17 protein-coding genes are annotated in these 20,104 nt (G+C 61.6%); 1 reads left to right on the top strand and 16 read right to left on the bottom strand.

The genetic code is table 11. The features are described from left to right. The first annotated feature begins 187 nt into the window (after positions 1-187). Positions 188-1,693: a sensor domain-containing diguanylate cyclase gene (locus ACXR0M_RS11835; protein WP_458832050.1), complete on the top strand. Its 1,506-nt coding sequence runs from the start codon at positions 188-190 to the stop codon at positions 1,691-1,693. Positions 1,694-1,894: 201 nt separating this feature from the next. Here the strand turns inward: ACXR0M_RS11835 and lpxC are convergent, their stop codons facing one another. The 16 genes from lpxC to mraZ form a co-directional block, all read right to left on the bottom strand. Then, positions 1,895-2,806 carry a UDP-3-O-acyl-N-acetylglucosamine deacetylase gene (gene lpxC, locus ACXR0M_RS11830; protein WP_007961638.1) on the bottom strand — a complete coding sequence of 304 codons (912 nt, stop codon included), beginning with the start codon at positions 2,804-2,806 and terminating at the stop codon, positions 1,895-1,897. 112 nt (positions 2,807-2,918) lie between these two features. Next, complete coding sequence (gene ftsZ / locus ACXR0M_RS11825) at positions 2,919-4,115, bottom strand: cell division protein FtsZ (RefSeq protein WP_458832049.1); 1,197 nt, start codon at positions 4,113-4,115, stop codon at positions 2,919-2,921. Positions 4,116-4,218: 103 nt separating this feature from the next. After that, positions 4,219-5,478, bottom strand: a complete 1,260-nt coding sequence (gene ftsA, locus ACXR0M_RS11820; protein ID WP_458832048.1) for a cell division protein FtsA — start codon at positions 5,476-5,478, stop codon at positions 4,219-4,221. Between the two features lie 15 nt (positions 5,479-5,493). Next, positions 5,494-6,360, bottom strand: coding sequence for a cell division protein FtsQ/DivIB (locus ACXR0M_RS11815; protein ID WP_007961636.1), 867 nt, complete (start codon positions 6,358-6,360; stop codon positions 5,494-5,496). 4 nt (positions 6,361-6,364) lie between these two features. Further along, entirely contained in the window at positions 6,365-7,339 is a 975-nt protein-coding gene (locus ACXR0M_RS11810; RefSeq protein WP_458832047.1) for a D-alanine--D-alanine ligase, read from the bottom strand. Further along, the gene (gene murC, locus ACXR0M_RS11805; protein ID WP_102356595.1) at positions 7,336-8,796 is read right to left on the bottom strand and encodes a UDP-N-acetylmuramate--L-alanine ligase; all 1,461 of its coding nucleotides are present in this window, start codon (positions 8,794-8,796) and stop codon (positions 7,336-7,338) included. Before murC ends, ACXR0M_RS11810 begins: the two co-directional genes overlap by 4 nt. Beyond that, positions 8,789-9,859 (bottom strand): undecaprenyldiphospho-muramoylpentapeptide beta-N-acetylglucosaminyltransferase, encoded by a 1,071-nt coding sequence (gene murG / locus ACXR0M_RS11800; protein WP_458832046.1) that lies wholly within the window; start codon positions 9,857-9,859, stop codon positions 8,789-8,791. Before murG ends, murC begins: the two co-directional genes overlap by 8 nt. Then, positions 9,849-11,066 (bottom strand): putative lipid II flippase FtsW, encoded by a 1,218-nt coding sequence (gene ftsW / locus ACXR0M_RS11795; protein ID WP_047296416.1) that lies wholly within the window; start codon positions 11,064-11,066, stop codon positions 9,849-9,851. Before ftsW ends, murG begins: the two co-directional genes overlap by 11 nt. Beyond that, complete coding sequence (murD, locus tag ACXR0M_RS11790) at positions 11,063-12,409, bottom strand: UDP-N-acetylmuramoyl-L-alanine--D-glutamate ligase (RefSeq protein ID WP_458832045.1); 1,347 nt, start codon at positions 12,407-12,409, stop codon at positions 11,063-11,065. The genes ftsW and murD overlap by 4 nt, the downstream gene beginning before the upstream one ends. 5 nt (positions 12,410-12,414) lie before the next feature. After that, a complete protein-coding gene (mraY, locus tag ACXR0M_RS11785) occupies positions 12,415-13,497 on the bottom strand; it encodes a phospho-N-acetylmuramoyl-pentapeptide-transferase (protein ID WP_458832044.1) in 1,083 nt (360 codons plus the stop codon). Further along, on the bottom strand, positions 13,497-14,864 hold the full coding sequence (locus tag ACXR0M_RS11780) for a UDP-N-acetylmuramoyl-tripeptide--D-alanyl-D-alanine ligase (RefSeq protein WP_458832043.1): 1,368 nt from the start codon (positions 14,862-14,864) through the stop codon (positions 13,497-13,499). The genes mraY and ACXR0M_RS11780 overlap by 1 nt, the downstream gene beginning before the upstream one ends. After that, the gene (locus ACXR0M_RS11775; RefSeq protein WP_458832042.1) at positions 14,857-16,320 is read right to left on the bottom strand and encodes a UDP-N-acetylmuramoyl-L-alanyl-D-glutamate--2,6-diaminopimelate ligase; all 1,464 of its coding nucleotides are present in this window, start codon (positions 16,318-16,320) and stop codon (positions 14,857-14,859) included. The genes ACXR0M_RS11780 and ACXR0M_RS11775 overlap by 8 nt, the downstream gene beginning before the upstream one ends. Next, positions 16,320-18,059: a peptidoglycan D,D-transpeptidase FtsI family protein gene (locus tag ACXR0M_RS11770; RefSeq protein ID WP_458832205.1), complete on the bottom strand. Its 1,740-nt coding sequence runs from the start codon at positions 18,057-18,059 to the stop codon at positions 16,320-16,322. Before ACXR0M_RS11770 ends, ACXR0M_RS11775 begins: the two co-directional genes overlap by 1 nt. Further along, positions 18,059-18,352: a cell division protein FtsL gene (gene ftsL, locus ACXR0M_RS11765; protein WP_003228022.1), complete on the bottom strand. Its 294-nt coding sequence runs from the start codon at positions 18,350-18,352 to the stop codon at positions 18,059-18,061. Before ftsL ends, ACXR0M_RS11770 begins: the two co-directional genes overlap by 1 nt. Next, positions 18,349-19,296 carry a 16S rRNA (cytosine(1402)-N(4))-methyltransferase RsmH gene (rsmH, locus tag ACXR0M_RS11760; RefSeq protein ID WP_458832041.1) on the bottom strand — a complete coding sequence of 316 codons (948 nt, stop codon included), beginning with the start codon at positions 19,294-19,296 and terminating at the stop codon, positions 18,349-18,351. The genes ftsL and rsmH overlap by 4 nt, the downstream gene beginning before the upstream one ends. Further along, positions 19,293-19,748, bottom strand: coding sequence for a division/cell wall cluster transcriptional repressor MraZ (gene mraZ / locus ACXR0M_RS11755; protein WP_003228026.1), 456 nt, complete (start codon positions 19,746-19,748; stop codon positions 19,293-19,295). Before mraZ ends, rsmH begins: the two co-directional genes overlap by 4 nt. Between the last annotated feature and the right edge of the window lie 356 nt (positions 19,749-20,104).

The raw sequence follows: 20,104 nt of genomic DNA, 5'->3' as shown, positions 1-20,104 counted from the left end.
CACCACGGTCTCGAGTAGAGTGATGTCCCCCTGTGGGAGCGGGCTTGCTCGCGAATGCGCCGTGTCAGTCGACATCGAAGTTGAATGACACTGCGCTTTCGCGAGCAAGCCCGCTCCCACAATGGAATTACCGTCACCGACTGCAGGCAACTAAGCTAATAAAACCTTCCCGACCGACAGCCCAACCATGATCGCCAGCCGTACCTCCCCTGCGAGCAAGACCGGACGTCCCGAATTGCTGCTGATCTGCGGCAGTTTGCTGACGGTGATCGCGATTGTGTGCATCGTCACGTTCCTGCTGATTCGCGAACACGCCAACGCTCGGGAAACGGCGACCCGCAGCGCGACCACCATCGCGCAACTGATCGACGCCGACGTACTGCGTACCGTCGAGTTGTACGACCTGACTCTGCAAGGTCTGATCGCTGCCGCGCAACGCGATGACTTGCGCGACGTCACTCCGCAAATCCGCCATCTGGCGCTGTTCGACCGGTCGACCACCGCGCGCTTCAAGGGCGATATCCTGCTGCTCGACAAACAGGGCAACGTGGTCGCCGACTCATCGCGCATCGAGCCCAAACCGGGCAATTTCGCCGACCGCGACTACTTCCTCGCCCACGCGCTCAACCGCGACATCGGCATGTTTATCAGCCGCCCGTTCAAGACCCGCTGCGATTGCGACGACGCCAACCAGTGGCGCATCAGCTTCAGTCGGCGGATCTCTTCGGACACCGGCGAATTTGCCGGCGTAGCCGTGGCGTCGATGAAACTCGACTACTTCGATCAGCTGTTCAATAGCCTCGACATCGGTAAAGACAGCACGCTGAACATCATCAACAACGACGGCGTATTGCTGGCGCAGAAGCCTTATCTGCAAAGCAACTCCATCGGCAAGAGTTTTGGCAGCCGGCCCAATGTGGTGCGGATTCTCGCCGACAAGGATGGCAATGGCAGTTTCACCAGCATCTCGAGCATGGATCATCAACAACGCCTCTACACCTATTCGCGGGTCGGCAATCTGCCGCTGACGGTGATGGTGGCGCTGTCCAGCGACGAGGTGTTTGGCACCTGGCGGCGTACCGCGATTTTGATCAGCAGCGCCACCGGCGTGCTCTGCGTCGGACTGTTGTGGCTGACGTGGCTGCTCGCCCGCGAACTGCGTTTACGCCAGCGCGCCGAACGCGAACTGGCGCAACTGGCCGCCACCGATGCGCTGACCGGTGTAGCCAACCGGCGCATGCTCGATCTGACCTTGCGCCACGAATGGTTTCGCGCGCAACGCTCGGGCTTGCCGTTGTCGGTGATGATGATCGACGCTGACCACTTCAAGGCTTTCAACGACCGTCACGGGCATCAGGCCGGGGATCTGGCGTTGCAGACGCTGGCCAGGGTCATCACGGAAAATGTGCGGCGACCGGCGGATCTGGTGGCGCGTTACGGCGGGGAGGAGTTTTCGGTAATTATCGCCGAGACCGACGGTCATGGCGCGCAACAGATTGCCGAGCACATTCGCCTGGCGGTGGAGCAGTTGCCGTTGGTCGACGGGGCTGAGCGGCCGATGACGGTGAGTATCGGCATCGCAACCTGGACGGCGGCGAGTGAGATGACGCTGGAGCAATTGCTGTTCGCGGCGGACAAGGCGTTGTATCAGGCCAAGGATAATGGGCGGAATCGGGTGGTGGTGGCTGCCTGATAAGTGTGTTGCCTGGACTGGCCCTATCGCTGGCAAGCCAGCTCCCACAGATTTCCGGTTATTTGCAGATATTCAATTCACCCCAAATCCCTGTGGGAGCTGGCTTGCCAGCGATGAGGCCGGATCAGGCACTAGAGAAACCACAGGCATAAAAAAAGGCCATCCAAGGATGGCCTTCAAAAAACTAGAGAGGTTTTTTACTTACACCGCCGCAACCGGGCGCATGTAAGAGATCGGTGCAGTGCTGGCGTCTTCGAACGTCACGACTTCCCACGCATCTGTCTGCTCAATCAACTTGCGCAGCAGCTGGTTGTTCAGTGCATGACCGGACTTGAAGCCTTTGAACTCACCAATCAGGCTGTTGCCCAGCAGGTACAGGTCGCCAATTGCATCGAGGATCTTGTGCTTCACGAATTCGTCTTCGTAGCGAAGGCCGTCTTCGTTCAGTACACCATCGGAATCCACCACGATCGCGTTTTCAACGCTGCCGCCGAGTGCGAGGTTGTGCTTGCGCAGGTACTCGATGTCACTCATGAAACCGAAAGTACGCGCGCGGCTGACTTCTTTTACGAACGAAGTGCTGGAAAAATCCACGCTTGCACTTTGGGTGCGGTCCCGGAAAACCGGGTGATCGAAGTCGATCTCGAAGCTCACCTTGAACCCTTCGAAAGGCACGAAAGTGGCGCGCTTGTCGCCGTCTTCCACTGTCACTTCACGCAGGATGCGGATGAATTTCTTGGCGGCGTCCTGTTCTTCCAGGCCTGCCGATTGAATCAGGAATACGAACGGTCCAGCGCTGCCATCCATGATCGGGACTTCGGACGCGGAGAGCTCGACGTAGGCGTTATCGATGCCCAGGCCAGCCATGGCCGAGAGCAAGTGCTCTACCGTGTCCACTTTGACGTCGCCGTTGATCAGCGTCGTCGACATAGTGGTTTCACCGACGTTTTCCGCGCGGGCAGGAATCTGCACCACGGGGTCGAGGTCAGCGCGACAAAACACAATGCCAGTGTCGACAGGCGCAGGCTTGAGGGTCAGGTAGACCTTCTCCCCGGAGTGCAGGCCTACACCTGTGGCACGGATAATATTTTTCAGTGTGCGTTGTTTAATCATGGCTTGGGCCGCTTCAGCGCAAATTGCGAACTGGTATCAACAAAGGCTGGCGATAATAGCAGACCGAGCCTTTGCTGAACACCAATCACCGTCATAGCCCTGATACATTCCATCAATCGGCCTGACGACGCAGGAATGCCGGGATGTCCAGGTAGTCCAGATCGTCCTGCGGGTTCATCTTCGCGGCAGTCGCAGCACCGGCCTGAGCCTGGTTGCGCATGACGGTCGGACGGTCGAGGTCACGGTAGTTCACTGCCGGAGCGTCCTGACGTGCAGGCGCCGGTTGTTGAACCTGAGCCGCTGCCATCGACGTGTGAACGGTGTTGTCGATGACCTTCACAGGCTTCTCGATTTTTGCGCCCAGACCGGTGGCAACCACGGTGACGTGCAACTCGTCGCGCATGTCCGGATCGATAACGGTACCGACCTTGACCATTGCGTGCTCGGAAGCGAAGGCTTCGATGATGCTACCCACGTCGGAGTACTCACCCAGGGACAGGTCAGGACCGGCGGTGATGTTCACCAGGATGCCGCGCGCACCTTGCAGGTTCACGTCTTCCAGCAGCGGGTTGCGGATGGCCGCTTCAGTGGCTTCACGTGCACGGTTCGGACCGCTGGCGCAGCCAGTGCCCATCATCGCCATGCCCATTTCGCTCATCACGGTACGCACGTCGGCGAAGTCAACGTTGATCATGCCCGGACGCTTGATGATGTCGGAGATACCGCGCACGGCACCAGCCAGTACATCGTCAGCCTTGGCGAATGCCGACAGCAGGCTTGCGTCTTTACCGAGGATGGTCAGCAGCTTTTCGTTGGGAATGGTGATCAACGAGTCGACGCTTTCGGAGAGCATGCGGATGCCTTCGTCGGCGATCTGCATACGCTTGCGGCCTTCGAACGGGAACGGACGGGTCACGACCGCAACGGTCAGGATGCCCATTTCCTTGGCCACTTCGGCGATGATCGGTGCAGCACCGGTACCGGTACCGCCGCCCATGCCAGTGGTGATGAACACCATGTTGGTGCCGGCCAGCACTTCAGCGATGCGCTCGCGATCTTCCAGCGCAGCCTGACGGCCGACTTCCGGGTTGGCGCCGGCGCCGAGGCCTTTGGTCACACCGGTGCCCAATTGCAGGATGGTACGCGCGCCGATGTTTTTCAGCGCTTGAGCATCCGTGTTGGCGCAGATGAACTCGACGCCTTCGATGTTGCTCTTGACCATGTGATTGACTGCGTTGCCGCCGCCACCGCCAACACCGATAACTTTGATTACCGGGCTTGCGGGGATGTTGTCTACGAGTTCGAACATTTTCCCTCTCCTTACATTCTCTAGTTTTTTCGCCTACTGCTGTTTGTTGCGGTGCATCTACTGCTACTGCTTGCCGCTTGAAGCTTGAAGCTCCGAGCTGCTTTTAAAAGTTGCCTTGAACCCACTTCTTCAATCGGTCCAGCAACGGCGCCTGTGGCTCTTCGTTGCTGTAGCTGTCGCGGCTGCCGATGCCCGAGAACGAGATCCCGTCGGACTGCTTTTGCAGGCCGTACATCAGCAAGCCAACGCCAGTGGAATAAATCGGGTTGCGCACCACGTCATCCAGGCCCTTGACGCCATGTGGCACGCCCAGGCGCACCGGCATGTGGAAGATTTCCTCGGCCAGTTCGGTGGCGCCTTCCATCTTCGAGGTACCGCCGGTCAGGACGATGCCCGCCGGGATCAGGTCTTCGTAGCCGCTGCGACGCAGCTCGGCCTGAATCAGGGTGAACAGCTCGTCGTAACGCGGCTCGACCACTTCGGCCAGGGCCTGACGCGACAGTTCGCGCGGTGGACGGTCGCCGACGCTTGGCACCTTGATGGTTTCGCCGGCACCGGCCAGTTTGGCCAGGGCGCAGGCGTAGCGGATCTTGATCTCTTCGGCGTACTGGGTCGGGGTGCGCAACGCCATGGCGATGTCGTTGGTCACCTGGTCACCGGCAATCGGGATCACCGCGGTGTGGCGGATCGCGCCTTCGGTGAAGATCGCTATGTCAGTGGTGCCGCCGCCGATGTCGACCAGGCACACGCCCAGTTCTTTTTCGTCGTCGGTCAGTACCGAGTAGGCCGAGGCCAGTTGCTCAAGAATGATGTCGTCGATTTCCAGACCGCAGCGGCGCACGCATTTTTCAATGTTCTGTGCGGCGTTGACGGCGCAGGTGACCACGTGAACCTTGGCTTCCAGACGGACGCCGGACATGCCCAGTGGCTCGCGCACGCCTTCCTGGTTATCGATCACGTAATCCTGCGGCAGGGTGTGCAACACGCGCTGGTCAGCCGGGATCGCCACGGCCTGGGCGGCGTCGAGCACGCGCTCGAGGTCGGCGGAGCTGACTTCACGATCACGAATCGCCACGATGCCGTGGGAGTTCAGGCTGCGGATGTGATTGCCGGCCACGCCGACGAACGCCGAGTGAATGCGGCAGCCCGCCATCAGTTGGGCTTCTTCGATCGCGCGCTGGATCGATTGCACGGTGGACTCGATGTTCACCACCACGCCCTTCTTCAGGCCGCGGGACGGGTGAGTACCGATACCGACGATATCCAGCGTGCCGTCGTCCGCAACCTCGCCTACCAGCGCCACCACCTTGGAGGTGCCGATATCCAGACCGACGATCATTTTGCCGCTTTGCACGTTTGCCATGGGTCCTGCCTCTTCTTAATTCTTTGCGACAGCGGGTTGGGCTGTCGTCGGCGCTACTGGTTCCCGCCAGCCAACAGCGAGGCCGTTGGCGTAGCGCAGATCGATGCGCGCAATGTTCGTAATCTGGTCTTTAAGCGTCTTGTCATAGATGGCGATGAAGCGGCGCATCTTTTCCACCAGGTTGCCGCGTCCCAGCAGCAACTCGATGCCGGGGCCGGAACTGCCGGCACCGGTGGTCAGGAACCAGCTGCCGCGTTCACGCAATTCCAGACGCGCGATCGAGAAGCCCAGCGGCCTGAGCATCTGGCTCAGCACCTGATATTGCTGCATCACTTGCTGCTGGGCCCGTTGTGGACCGAACAACTGTGGCAGGTGTTCGTAGTTCGCCAGCTCCTTTGGCGTGAACGCCTGGCCCTGGTTGTTCAGCAGCGACTCGTCACCCCAGCGGGCCACCGGCAGTTGCTCTTCGAGGCGGATCACCACCTGGTCCGGCCACACCCGGCGAACTTCGGCATGGGCGATCCACGGCATCTGCTCCAGCTCGGTGCGCATGCTGGCCAGGTCGATAGTGAAGAAGCTCGACGCCACATAAGGGGCGATTCGCTGCTGCACCGCCTGCTGACTGATGTAGCTGAGGTCGCCCTGCACCGCGATCTTGGTGATCGGCCGGTCGGCGTACGGCAGCAAACGCTGTGCGCCTTCGTAGGTACCGAACCCCAGCGCCACCAGCAGCACCGGCCAGAACAGGCTCTTCAGAAAGCCGAAATTGGCTTTCGGCAGGCGCGCGGACATCGGCTCTTTCGCCACCATTCGGCTGGCACCGCGCGGCACCGGCTTGCGGCCGGGTGCGGGAGGCTGATGTCGGAGATGAGCGCCTTGCATGGTCTTAACCTCGCGCCTCTGTATTGCCGGAACCTTCAACACTGGCGGCCAGAATGGCCAGAACCAGTTGCTGGAAGTCCAGACCGGCAGCACGGGCCGCCATCGGCACCAGGCTGTGATCGGTCATGCCCGGTGCGGTATTCACTTCGAGGAACCAGAACTGCCCGTCCGCGTCCTGCATCACGTCCGCCCGGCCCCAACCGGCAATACCCAGCGCCTCACAGGCCTTGGCCGTGAGATCCATGAGTTCCTGTTCCTTAACGGCATCCAGCCCGCACGGAATGCGGTACTGGGTATCGTTGGCGATGTACTTGGCGTCGTAGTCGTAGAACGTGTGCGGTGTACCCAGGGCGATAGGAGGCAACACCTGGTCACGCAGGGTGGCGATGGTGAACTCCGGACCTTGAATCCATTGCTCAACCAAGACTTGCGAATCGTAGGTACTGGCCGCTTTCCATGCGTCGATCAACTCGGACGCAGAACTCACTTTGGCCATACCGATACTTGAACCTTCATGCGCCGGTTTGACGATCAAAGGGAAGCCCAGTTCCGTCGCCGCGGAAATACAATCGGCTTCGCTGCACAGCACGGCATGACGCGGCGTCGGAATCCCGAGGCTGTGCCAGACCTGCTTGGTGCGCAGTTTGTCCATGGCCAGCGCCGAAGCCAGGATGCCGCTGCCGGTGTACGGAATGCCGGCCACTTCGAGCATGCCCTGCATCGAGCCGTCTTCACCGCCTCGACCGTGAAGAATGATGAACGCACGGTCGATCTTTTCATTCAGCAGACGCTGCAGGAAATCCTCGCCGACATCGATCCCGAACGCGTCCACGCCCGCGCTTTGCAGCGCGTCGAGCACGGCGTTGCCGGACTTCAGCGAAACCTCACGCTCGGCACTCATGCCACCGAACAGCACGGCGACGCGGCCGAAGTCTTTCGGGGCGATGGTGGAGAACAGCTTGGCGTAGGCAGCAGTCATTTCAACTTCCCCTCGACCGACGCCGCCACGGCGCCGGCGAACAATTCACTTTTCAACAGCTTTGGCGCAAGACCGCCGATATCACCGGCGCCCTGGCACAACAGGATGTCACCGGCACGCAGCAGCGGCTTGACCAGCGGCGCGAGGTCGACGCCGCGCTCGATGTAGATCGGGTCGAGCTGACCGCGCTGACGGATGCTGTTGCACAGCTTGCGGCTGTCGGCGCCCGGGATCGGCTCTTCGCCAGCCGGGTAGACTTCCATCAGCAGCAGCACGTTGGCGTCGGCCAGTACATTGACGAAATCGTCGTACAGGTCGCGGGTGCGGCTGTAACGGTGCGGCTGGTAGACCATCACCAGACGGCGCTCCGGCCAGCCACCGCGCACGGCTTTGATCACCGCAGCGACTTCGGTCGGGTGGTGACCGTAGTCGTCGACCAGCATCACATTGCCGCCGTCCACCGGCAGTTCGCCGTAGACCTGGAAGCGTCGGCCAACGCCCTGGAAGCCGGACAGGCCCTGAACGATGGCTTCGTCGCTGACGCCTTCGTCGGTGGCGATACAGATGGTCGCCAGCGAATTGAGCACGTTGTGGTTGCCCGGCATGTTTACCGACACGTCGAGCGGCTCGCGGTCCGGGCGCAGCACGGTGAAGAAGGTCTGCATGCCTTGCTGGCGCACATTGATCGCCCGTACGTCAGCGTCTTCGCTGAAGCCGTAGGTCACGGTCGGACGCTTGACCAGCGGCAGGATTTCCCGCACCACCGGATCGTCCAGGCACATCACCGCCAGACCGTAGAACGGCAGGTTGTGCAGGAACTCGACGAAAGTTTTCTTCAGTTTGTTGAAGTCGCCGTCGTAGGTCGCCATGTGATCGGCGTCGATGTTGGTCACCACCGCCACCAGTGGTTGCAGGTGCAGGAAGCTCGCATCGCTTTCGTCGGCTTCGGCGATCAGGTAACGACTGGTGCCGAGCTGGGCATTGGTGCCCGCGGCATTCAGACGGCCACCGATGACGAACGTCGGGTCCAGACCACCGGCGGCGAACACCGAAGCGATCAGGCTGGTGGTGGTGGTTTTGCCGTGGGTACCGGCGACCGCGATGCCGTGGCGATAGCGCATCAGCTCGGCGAGCATTTCTGCGCGCGGCACCACTGGAATGCGGCGCTCAAGGGCGGTCGCCACTTCCGGGTTGGAGGTGTTGACGGCGCTCGATACCACCAGCACATCGGCGGTCGCGGCGTTCTCGGCACGGTGGCCGATAAAGATGTGCGCGCCGAACGATTCCAGACGCTCGGTCACCGGCGAAGCTTTCAGGTCGGAACCGGACACTTCATAGCCCAGGTTCAGCAACACTTCAGCGATACCGCACATGCCCACGCCGCCGATACCGACGAAGTGGATGCGGCGGATGCGGCGCATTTCCGGTTGTGGCATGGCTTTCTGATTCTCAACCATGGGCCACCTCCAGGCAGGTATCGACCACGCTACGGGTGGCATCGGGTTTGGCCAGACGGCGGGCCGCTTGGGCCATTTCTTCGAGTCGTTGCGGTTGCATCAAGACCTCTGTCAGGCGCGCGGCAAGGTCCGCGGCACCAGTCGTTCTTTGCGGCATCACGAAGGCAGCGCCTTCACGGGCCAAATAATCGGCGTTGCGCGTCTGGTGATCGTCGATCGCGTGGGGCAAAGGCACCAGCATCGAGGGCAGACCGACGGCAGCCAGCTCACTGATGGTCAGCGCGCCAGCGCGGCACACCACCAGGTCAGCCCAGCCATAGGCCTGGGCCATGTCTTTGATGAACGGCTGCACCTGCGCTTCCACGCCGGCGGCGCGATAGCGCTCTGCAGTCACTTCATCGTGGTTTTTGCCGGCCTGATGAAACACTTCCGGGCGCAAATCGGCAGCGACTTGCGCCAGGGCTTCAGGCAGCAACTTGTTCAACGGTTCTGCGCCCAGGCTTCCGCCGAGGATCAGCAAACGCGCTTTGCGACCAGCCAGGGCAGATCGCGATGGTTCGAGGAACAGCTCGCTGCGCACCGGGTTTCCAGTGGTACGGCGGGTGTCCGACAGAGTAAAGGTGTCGGGGAACGCTTCACACACCCGGGCGGCGAACGGCACCAGCAACCGATTGGCGGTGCCGGCCACGGCGTTCTGCTCGTGGACGATCACCGGCACACCGGCCAGTTTCGCGGCGATCCCGCCAGGACCGGTCACATAACCACCGAAGCCGACCACGCAGACCGGGTGCAGCTTGCGAATCACCGCCCGCGCCTGCCACACCGACTTGAGCAGCATGAACGGCGCCTTGAGCAGCGACAGCTTGCCCTTGCCACGCAACCCGGTGGCATTGATGCGGTGCAGCTCGAGACTTGCGGCCGGCACCAGCTCGTTTTCGATCCCGCGCGGTGTGCCGAGCCAGTGCACGGTGTAGCCGCGCGCCTGGAACTCGCGGGCACAGGACAGCGCCGGGAACACGTGGCCGCCGGTACCGCCGGCCATGATCAATACGTTAGCGCCCATGATTCGGCTCCTCGGCGAAGTCGCTCTCATGGAATTCCATCTCTTCGCTGCCCAGGTGGGTCCGACTCTCCCACTCGATGCGCAGCAACAAGCCGAGACAGGCACAGCAGATCACCAGGGAGCTGCCACCGTAACTGAGGAACGGCAGGGTCAGGCCCTTGGTCGGCAGCAGGCCGACGTTCACACCGATGTTGATCAGGAACTGACCGATCCACAGGAACGACAGACCGTAGGCCACATAAGCGGCGAAGAATTGCTTGGCCTTTTCGGCCCACAGACCGATGTACATGCCACGGATACATACGAAGACGAACAGCGCGACGGTGCACAGCGAACCGACGGCGCCCAGCTCTTCGGCCAGTACCGAGAACACGAAGTCAGTGTGCGCTTCCGGCAGGTAGAACTGCTTCTGCACGCTGTTGCCCAGGCCGACGCCCAGCCATTCGCCGCGACCGAAAGCGATCAGCGCCTGCGACAACTGATAACCAGCACCGAACTGGTCTGCCCATGGGTCAGCAAAGTTGGTCAGACGCGCCATGCGGTACGGCTGCATCTGAATCAGCAAGACCACGGCCCCGACCGCCAGCACCACCATCAGCGAGAAGCGGAACAACCCGACCCCGCCAAGGAACAGCATCGCCGCCGCTGCCCCCATCATCACCACGGTGGCACCGAAGTCCGGCTCCATCAGCAACAGGCCCGCCATCGGCAGCAACACAATGAACGGCTTGAAGAAGCCCATCCAGCTCTCGCGCACTTCTTTCTGCCGACGCACCAGATAGCCAGCGAGGTAGATCACCACGAACACCTTGGCGATCTCGGACGGCTGCACGTTGAAGAAGCTGAAACCGATCCAGCGCATCGAACCGTTCACTTCGCGGCCGATCCCGGGGACGATCACCATCACCAGCAGACCGAATGCACCGATCAGCATCATCCAGCCCAGCCGCTGCCAGGTGGCGATCGGAATCATCATGGTGACGATGCAGGCACCCAGGCCCAGCGCCACGTAGATCAGGTGGCGAATCATGTAATACAGCGCGCTGCCCGATTGCGCCGCCGCCACTTCGGTGGAGGCCGAGGCAATCATGATCAGGCCCAGGCCCAGCAGCGCCAGGCAACCGGCGAGCATCGGGAAATCGAGGTCGATGCCACGCCCGGTGATGATCGGCGACGGGTACGGCTTGATGATATTGCGCAGGCTCATGCCAGATCCTCCACGGCGCGGACGAACTGGTGACCACGGTCTTCATAATTCTTGAACATGTCGAAACTGGCGCAGGCCGGCGACAGCAGCACCACGTCACCCGCTTGGGCGACTGCGCGGCATTGCACGACGGCGTCGACCAACGAGGTGGCGCGAATCAGCGGCACGGCATCGCCGATGGCGGCGCCGATCTTGTCGGAGTCGCGGCCCATCAGGATCACCGCGCGGCAGTTGGCGGCCACTGGATCACGCAGATCATTGAACTCGGCGCCCTTGCCGTCGCCACCGGCGATCAGCACGACCTTGCCGCCGATATCGGCACCCAGGCCTTCGATGGCGGCCAGTGCGGCACCGACGTTGGTGGCTTTGGAATCGTTGTAATAGCCGACCCCGTCCAGATCGCGCACCCACTGGCAGCGGTGTTCGAGCCCGGTGAAATTGCGCAGGGCCGAGAGCATGGCGTCGAACGGCAAACCAACCGCATGACCGAGCGCCAGCGCCGCGAGGGCGTTGGCCTGGTTGTGCGCGCCGCGCACTTTCAGTTCGCGCACCGGCATCAGGTTCTGGAATTCGAAAGCGAGGTATTTCTCGCCGTCTTCTTCGCGCAGGCCGAAGGCTTTGAAATCCGGTTTGTTCAGGCCGAAGGTCCAGCATGGCTGGCCCTCACCGATCAATGGACGGCTCAGCGCGTCCTGACGGTTGACCACAAACTGCCTGGCCCCACGGAAGATCCGGTGCTTGGCCAGGTGGTAGGCCGGCAGGCCGCTGTAGCGGTCCATGTGGTCTTCGCTGATGTTCAGCACGGTGGCCACTTCGGCGTTGAGCTGGTCGGTGGTTTCCAGCTGGAAGCTCGACAGCTCCATCACGTACAGCTCGACGTCGTCGCTGAGCAGATCCAGCGCCGGGGTGCCGAGGTTTCCGCCCACCGCGACACGTTTGCCGGCCGCAGCCGCCATTTCGCCGACCAGGGTGGTGACGGTGCTCTTTGCGTTGGAGCCGGTGATCGCGACGATCGGCGCCCGTGCGTGACGCGCGAACAGCTCGATGTCGCCGGACATTTTCACGCCACGGGCGGCAGCGGCTTGCAGGGCCGGAGTCGCCAGCGCCAGGCCGGGGCTCACGTAGAGCTCGTCGGCGCGGCAGAGGAATTCGACGTCCAGCTCGCCACAACGCACTTCCACGTGCGGATAGTCACGCTTGAGCGTGGCCAGTTCCGGTGGATTGTCCCGCGTATCGGCGACGGCGAACGACACGCCCCGGTTCGCCAGGAAGCGAACCAGGGACATGCCGCTCTTGCCGAGGCCGACAACGATGCGGAAGTGGTCAGAAGCGATCAGAGACACTCGTTCTACCTCAGCTTCAGGGTGGCAAGGCCGATCAGCACGAGAATCACGGTGATGATCCAGAAACGGACGATCACGCGTGGCTCGGGCCAGCCCTTGAGTTCAAAGTGGTGGTGAATCGGTGCCATGCGGAACACCCGGCGCCCGGTCATCTTGAAGGAGGCGACCTGGATGACTACCGACAGGGTTTCCATCACGAACACACCGCCCATGATGAACAGCACGATTTCCTGACGCACGATCACCGCGATGGTGCCCAGTGCTGCGCCCAGCGCCAGCGCGCCGACGTCGCCCATGAACACTTGCGCCGGGTAGGTGTTGAACCACAGGAAGCCGAGGCCGGCACCGATCAGCGCGCCGCAGAACACGATCAGCTCGCCCGCGCCCGGCACATAAGGGATCAGCAGGTATTCAGCGAATTTCACGTTACCCGACAGGTAGCAGAAGATGCCCAGACCGCCGCCGACCATTACCGTTGGCATGATCGCCAGACCGTCGAGGCCATCGGTCAGGTTGACCGCGTTGCTCGAGCCGACGATCACGAAGTAGGTCAGCACGATGAAACCGGCGCCCAGCGGAATGCTGTAGTCCTTGAGCATCGGCAGGATCAGGGTGGTTTCGACCGGCGTGCTGGCGGTCATATAAAGGAAGATCGCTGCACCCAGACCGAACACCGACTGCCAGAAATACTTCCAGCGGCTTGGCAAGCCGCGGGAGTTCTTCTCGATGACCTTGCGGTAATCGTCAACCCAGCCGATGGCGCCGAACAGCAGGGTCACCAGCAGGACGACCCACACATAGCGGTTGCTCAGGTCCGCCCACAACAGAGTGCTGACACCGATGGAAGACAGGATCAGTGCGCCGCCCATGGTCGGCGTACCCGACTTGGACAGGTGTGATTGCGGGCCGTCATTACGTACGGACTGGCCGATCTGACGGTTCTGCAGAGTGCGGATCATCCACGGGCCATAGCACAGCGACAAAACCAGCGCGGTCAGCACACCAAGGATCCCGCGCAGGGTCAGGTACTGGAAGACCGCGAAGCCTTTGTAGAACTGTTGCAGATACTCCGCTAGCAGCAGCAGCATTAATGTTTCTCCAGACTGGACCCGCACAGAGCCGCAACGATGTTTTCCATCGCTGCACTGCGCGAACCCTTGATCAAAATGGTGGTGTTTGTGTCCTGCTCGGCGTCGAGGGCCTGGATCAGTTCGGCTTGCGTGCCAAAGTGATGCGCCTCTTTACCGAATGCGTTCACGGCGTGAACCATGTTCGGTCCGACCGCGTAAAGCGCGGAAACCTTGCCCCGGGCGTACTCGCCCACGTCGCGGTGCCCCTGCTCCGCCCAGTCGCCCAACTCGCCGATATCTCCGAGCACCAGGACGGTGCGGCCGGAAAAGCCGGCGAGTATATCAACGGCCGCGCACATGGAGGTGGGGTTTGCGTTGTAAGTGTCATCGATCACGCGCATGCCGTTCTTCGCCAGTTGCGCGACGGTGCGCCCCTTGACCGGTTGCACGGCCCCCAGCCCGGTGGCAATGCCGAACAGCGACACGCCCAAGGCGTGAGCCGCAGCGGCGGCAGCCATGGCGTTGGCGACGTTGTGCCTGCCAAGCAGATTCAACTGAACAGGCTCGACACCGTCAGGTGTGTGCAGGTTGAAGGCCGGGCAACCACGGGCGTCGGTGCTCAGGTCGCTGGCGTAGAAATCTGCCTGAGGATTGCCCAGGGAGAAGGTCAGCACCTTGCGTGCGCCGGCGCGGGTCTTCCAGATACCGAAGGCCTTGTCGTCGAGGTTGAGCACGGCCACGCCATCCGCCGCCAGACCGTCGATGATCTCGCCTTTGGCTTCGACGATTTTTTCCGGACCGCCGAACTCACCGACGTGGGCGGTACCGGCATTGTTCAGAATGGCCACATGCGGCTGGGTCAGCCCGACGGTGTAGGCAATTTCACCCAGACGCGAGGCGCCCAGCTCGATCACTGCCGCGGTGTGTTCCGGGGCCAGTTCGAGCAGGGTCAGCGGTGCGCCGAGATCATTATTCAGGTTGCCATGGGTGGCGAGCACGGCGCCGCGCGTACGCAGGATGCTGGCGAGCATTTCCTTGACCGTGGTCTTGCCGCTGGAGCCGGTGATGGCCGCGACCGGCTGAGTGAACGCGGCACGGTTCAGCGCTCCCAACTGGCCGAGGGCCTGGCGGGTGTCCTTGACCAACAGTTGCGGCAAGGTGCTGTCCGCCACTTCACGCTCGACCAAGGCTGCGACCGCGCCTTTGCCGGCAACATCATTCAGGTAGTCATGTCCGTCGAAACGCGGACCGGTCAGGGCGATGAACAATTGCCCGGCCTTGATTGCACGGCTGTCGATGCTGACGCCATCGAAACTGGCATCGGCGCTGATCAGGCGCGCGTCGAGCACGTTGGTCAGTTCGCTGAGTTTCAGGGCCTTAAGCATGGGCCACCTCCCATGCAGTGAGGGCGTGATCGGCTTCGACCAGATCGGAGAACGCATGGCGCTCGCCGTTGATTTCCTGATAGTCCTCGTGACCTTTGCCGGCCAGGACGATCACGTCATCTGCCGAAGCACCGGCGATCAGCTGCGCAATCGCCTGTCCACGGCCGGCGACGAAGGTAACTTTATCCACAGCGCTGAACCCGGTGCGGATGTCATCGAAAATCTGTGCCGGGTCTTCGGTGCGCGGGTTGTCGTCGGTGACCAGTACCTGATCAGCCAGACGCTCGACGACTTCGGCCATCAACGGACGCTTGCCGCGATCACGGTCACCGCCGCAGCCGAACAGGCACAGCAACTGACCTTTGACGTGCGGACGCAGCGCAGTCAGGACCTTTTCCAGGGCATCCGGGGTGTGGGCGTAATCGACCACCACCAGCGGCTGAGTGCCGCCACCCAGACGCTGCATGCGCCCCGCCGGGCCTTCGAGTTTCGGCAGCACCTTGAGAATTTCGTCGAGGGCATAGTCCAGACCGAGCAAGGCGCCGACTGCGGCCAGCACGTTGCTCAGGTTGAAACGGCCCAGCAGCGTGCTGCGCAGATGGTGTTCGCCCTGCGGCGTGACCAGCGTGGCGCGCACGCCATGGTCGTCGAACTGCGCCTCGCGGACATACAGATAGGCGCTGCTGTCGAGCAGGCTGTAGGTGATCAAACGCGATTCACGTTTGTCAGCGGCCAACTGCCGGCCAAAATCGTCGTCGAGGTTGACCACGCGGCACTTCAAGTCATTCCAGGCGAACAGCTTGGCCTTGGCCTCGGCGTACGCCTCCATGGTGCCGTGATAATCCAGATGATCGCGGGACAGGTTGGTCATCACCGCCACGTCGAACGCAAGCGCAGTGACCCGGCCCTGATCCAGACCGTGGGACGAAACTTCCATGGCCACGGCTTTGGCACCGGCCTTTTTCAGGTCGGCCAGGGTCGCTTGCACGGCGATCGGATTCGGCGTGGTGTGCAGACCGCTTTCCAGCGCACCATGGAAACCGGAGCCCAGCGTGCCGACGACGCCGCAATGCTGGCCGAGCAGATCCAGCGCCTGCGCAACCAGTTGGGTCACGCTGGTCTTGCCGTTGGTGCCGGTCACGCCAATCAGGTTCAGGTGCCGACTCGGCTCGCCATAAAAGCGCCCGGCAATGTCGGACAGCTGCGCCGCCAGACCTTTGACCGGAATCAACGGCACGTCAGTGATCGGCAGCACGGTGGCGCCTTCCACTTCATAGGCAACCGCCGCCGCGCCGCGCTGCAAGGCATCGGCGATGTGCGCACGGCCATCGAAGCGGCCGCCGGGCACGGCGAGGAACAAATCGCCCGCGCGCACGTTGCGGCTGTCCAGCGCCAATTCACGGATCAACAGATCGTGGCCGGCGTGGGGAAATATCTTGTTCAGACTCAGAGACATCAGCCGCGCCCTCCATTGGCTTTCAGCGGAACGACCGGGGTGGCGTTGGCCTGTTGGGTGGTCGGCAGGTTGTCCGGGGTCACGTTCATCAGACGCAGGGTGCCGGACATCACACGGCTGAACACTGGCGCCGAGACCAGACCACCGAAGTAACCGGCCTTGGACGGCTCATCGATCACCACCACGATGGCGTAACGCGGGTCGCTCATCGGCCCGAAACCGGCGAACAGCGAGCGGTAGGAGTTTTCGGCGTAGCCCTTGGTGCCCACCGAGGTTTTACGTGCAGTACCGGACTTGCCCGCCACGTGATAGGCAGGCACCTGCGCACGGAATACGCCGCGCGGGGCTTCGATCACTTGCTGCAGCATGCCCTGCATGGTTTTCGCGACCGCCTCCGGCAGTACCTGAGTGGTTTGCGGCGGCTTGTCGGTCTTGATCAGGGTCAGCGGCGCCAGACGCCCGTTGTTGGCCAGTGCCGAGAACGCGTGCACCAGTTGAATTGCGGTCACGGAAATACCGTAGCCGTAGGACAGGGTCGCGGTTTCCGCCTTGCGCCAGTCGCGGTAGTTCGGCAGATTGCCGACGCGCTCGCCCGGGAAGCCGAGTCCGGTGTCCTGGCCCAGACCAACTTTCTGCGCGAGACGGTAGATGGTCTCACCGCCGATATCGAACGCAACCTTACTCATGCCGACGTTACTGGAGTTGATCAGAATGCCGGTCATGTCCAGCACCGGGCCTTCAGTCTTGGAAACGTCCTTGATCGTGTATTTGCCGATCTGCAGGGAGCCCGGATACACCTCGACGGTGTCAGTCGGTTTCCAGCGGCCGGATTCGATGGCCGCGCTCATCGAGATCGCTTTCATGGTCGAACCCGGTTCGAACACGTCGATCATCGCGCGGTTACGCATCATCGCCGGTTGCAGGTTGCGGCGGTTGTTCGGGTTGTAGGTCGGCTGGTTGACCATGGCGAGGATCTCGCCGGTCTTCACATCCATGATCACCAGACTGCCGGCCTTGGCGCCGTTCTCGATGATCGCGTTGCGCAGTTCGCGGTTGGCCAGATATTGCAGACGCAGATCAATCGACAACGCCAAGGGCTTGCCGGCCTTGGCGTTCTTGGTGACCTGGACGTCCTTGATCAGACGACCGCGCCGATCCTTGATGACCTGGCGTTTGCCCGGCACGCCGGCCAGCCATTCGTCGTAGGCCAGCTCGACGCCTTCGCGCCCGTGATCGTCGATGTCGGTAAAGCCGACCATGTGCGCGGTGACCTCACCGGCCGGATAGAAGCGACGGAATTCTTCGATGCCGTAAACGCCCGGCACTTTCAGGTCGAGCACGGCCTGGCCCTGCTCGGGGGTCAACCCGCGCACCAGATAGATGAATTCCTTGTTGGCCTGGGCTTCAAGCCGTTCGGTCAGGGCCTTCGGGTCCTGGCCCAGCGCCGCCGCCAGTGCCGGCCATTTCTCTTTGGCCGTCTGCATTTCCTTGGCGTTGGCCCACAGAGTGGTCACCGGGGTACTCACGGCCAGAGGCTCGCCGTTACGGTCGGTGATCAGACCCCGGTGCGCCGGAATCGGAATGTGCCGCAGACTACGGGCGTCACCCTGCCCCTTGAGGAAGTCACGGTCGACCACTTGCAGGTCGATGATGCGCCAGCAGATCGCCGCGACCATGACGCCGAGCAGTGCCACCATCAGGCGGAAGCGCCACGGAAACAGAGCGCCTTCGAGCTTCATCATGGCGCCACCATCTTCACGTCAGCCGCGCCCGGAATGTGCATTTTCAATTGTTCGGTGGCCAGCACTTCGATGCGGCTGTGCGCAGTCCAGGTGCTTTGCTCGAGAATCAGCCGCCCCCACTCGGCCTGCGCCTTGTCGCGCACGCTGAGTTCGTTGTACAGGGTATTGAGCAACTGACGGTTCCAGTGCGCGCTATAAGACACGCCGATGGCCGACACGAGCACGCCGATAAACAGCAGCAGCATGATAAAGCTGCCGCCTGGCAGGGGCTTGGCGAAAAGCTTGCTCACCGCAACTTCTCCGCGACACGCATGACAGCGCTACGGGAACGTGGGTTGGCTTTGAGTTCGGCGTCGGAGGCCGTCTGCGCTTTGCCATGGACTTTGATTTTTGGTTCGAACGCCACGTGGCGTACCGGCAGGTTGCGCGGCAGGTTGTCGGCTTCGCCTTTGACCAGCTTGCGCATGAACAGCTTGACGATACGGTCTTCCAGCGAATGGAAGCTGATGACCACCAGACGGCCGCCCACTTCCAGAGCTTCCAGTGCGGCTTCGAGGCCTGCTTCCAGATCACCCAGCTCGTTGTTGACGTGAATGCGCAGCCCCTGGAAGGCACGAGTGGCCGGGTTCTTGCCCTTTTCCCATGCCGGGTTGGCGACTTTCAGGACTTCGGCCAGATCGGCGGTGCGTTCGAACGGCTTGATGTCGCGACGCTCGACCACGGCACGGGCCATGCGTCCGGAGAAACGCTCCTCGCCGTACTCCTTGAATACGCGGGCGATTTCTTCCACCGGAGCGGTGTTGACGAACTCGGCGGCGCTGATGCCACGGGACGGGTCCATGCGCATGTCCAGCGGACCGTCGTTGAGGAAGCTGAAACCGCGTTCGGCGTCATCCAGCTGCGGCGAAGACACGCCGAGATCCAGCAGGATCCCACTGACCTTGCCGGCCAGACCGCGCTCGGCGACTTCCGAACCCAGCTCGGCAAAGCTGCGCTGCACAACGACAAAGCGGCCGTCTTCGGCCGCTAGCGTTTGCCCGGTGGCAATCGCTTGTGGATCCTTGTCGAATCCGATGAGCCGACCATCCGTCCCGAGCTGGCTGAGGATCAACCGGCTATGCCCGCCGCGACCGAACGTGCCGTCCAGATAGCAGCCATCAGGACGTACGGCGAGAGCCTCGACGGCTTCGTCAAGCAGTACGGTGATGTGGTTAAAGCCGCTATCAATAGTCACAGGATCAAATCACGCAGTTCGTCAGGCATGGCGCCCGGTTGTTGAATAGCAGCAAGGTCAGCGGCAGATACCGCGTTCCATGCATCCTCGTCCCACAGTTGGAACTTGTTCAGTTGCCCCACCAGCATCGCTTTCTTATCAAGCTTGGCGTATTCGCGCAGACGCGGTGGAACCAGAAAACGACCACTGCCGTCGAGTTCGAGGTCGACGGCATTACCAATCAATAAGCGCTGCAGGCGACGGTTCTCTTCGCGAAGCGAAGGAAGCGCGCGCAACTTGGTTTCAATAATTTCCCACTCATCGAGCGGGTAGACACACAGACATGGGTCGACGGCATCAATGGTCACGATCAATTGGCCGGAACTACGCGAAACGAGCTCGTCACGGTACCGGCTCGGCATGGCGAGACGGCCCTTTGCATCGAGACTGATAGCGTTAGCTCCGCGAAACACGTCAGCGTTTCTCCAATTTTTATCGTTTTGAGCTCAAAAAACCCACTTCATGCCACTTTCCGCCACTTGCGCACACTATAGGAATGCGCCCACCACACCGTCAAGGCGCGGATTAAAGGAAAACCCTTACAGAACGGAGATTTAGGAGCTTAAAAGGAGAGGTAACGGGAATCTGACGGAGACTTTTGACCAATAACTTGATGCAGCACTGAAAGCTGCGCTCGGAAGTTAAAGTGATTTCTTAAGAGTAAGATTTTTTCGGTATTACAAACGCGCTTCTGCTGTTGATTGAAGCAAGGTGGGAATTGGCTATTACTGCATTGCCGCTGCCGGAATTTAGCGCAGGCCCGCTGATA

It is taken from the genome of Pseudomonas sp. Eth.TT006 (genome assembly GCF_054456575.1).
The sequence above is the reverse complement of the archived record's forward strand: the minus strand, read 5'-3'. Positions and strand labels throughout refer to the sequence as shown.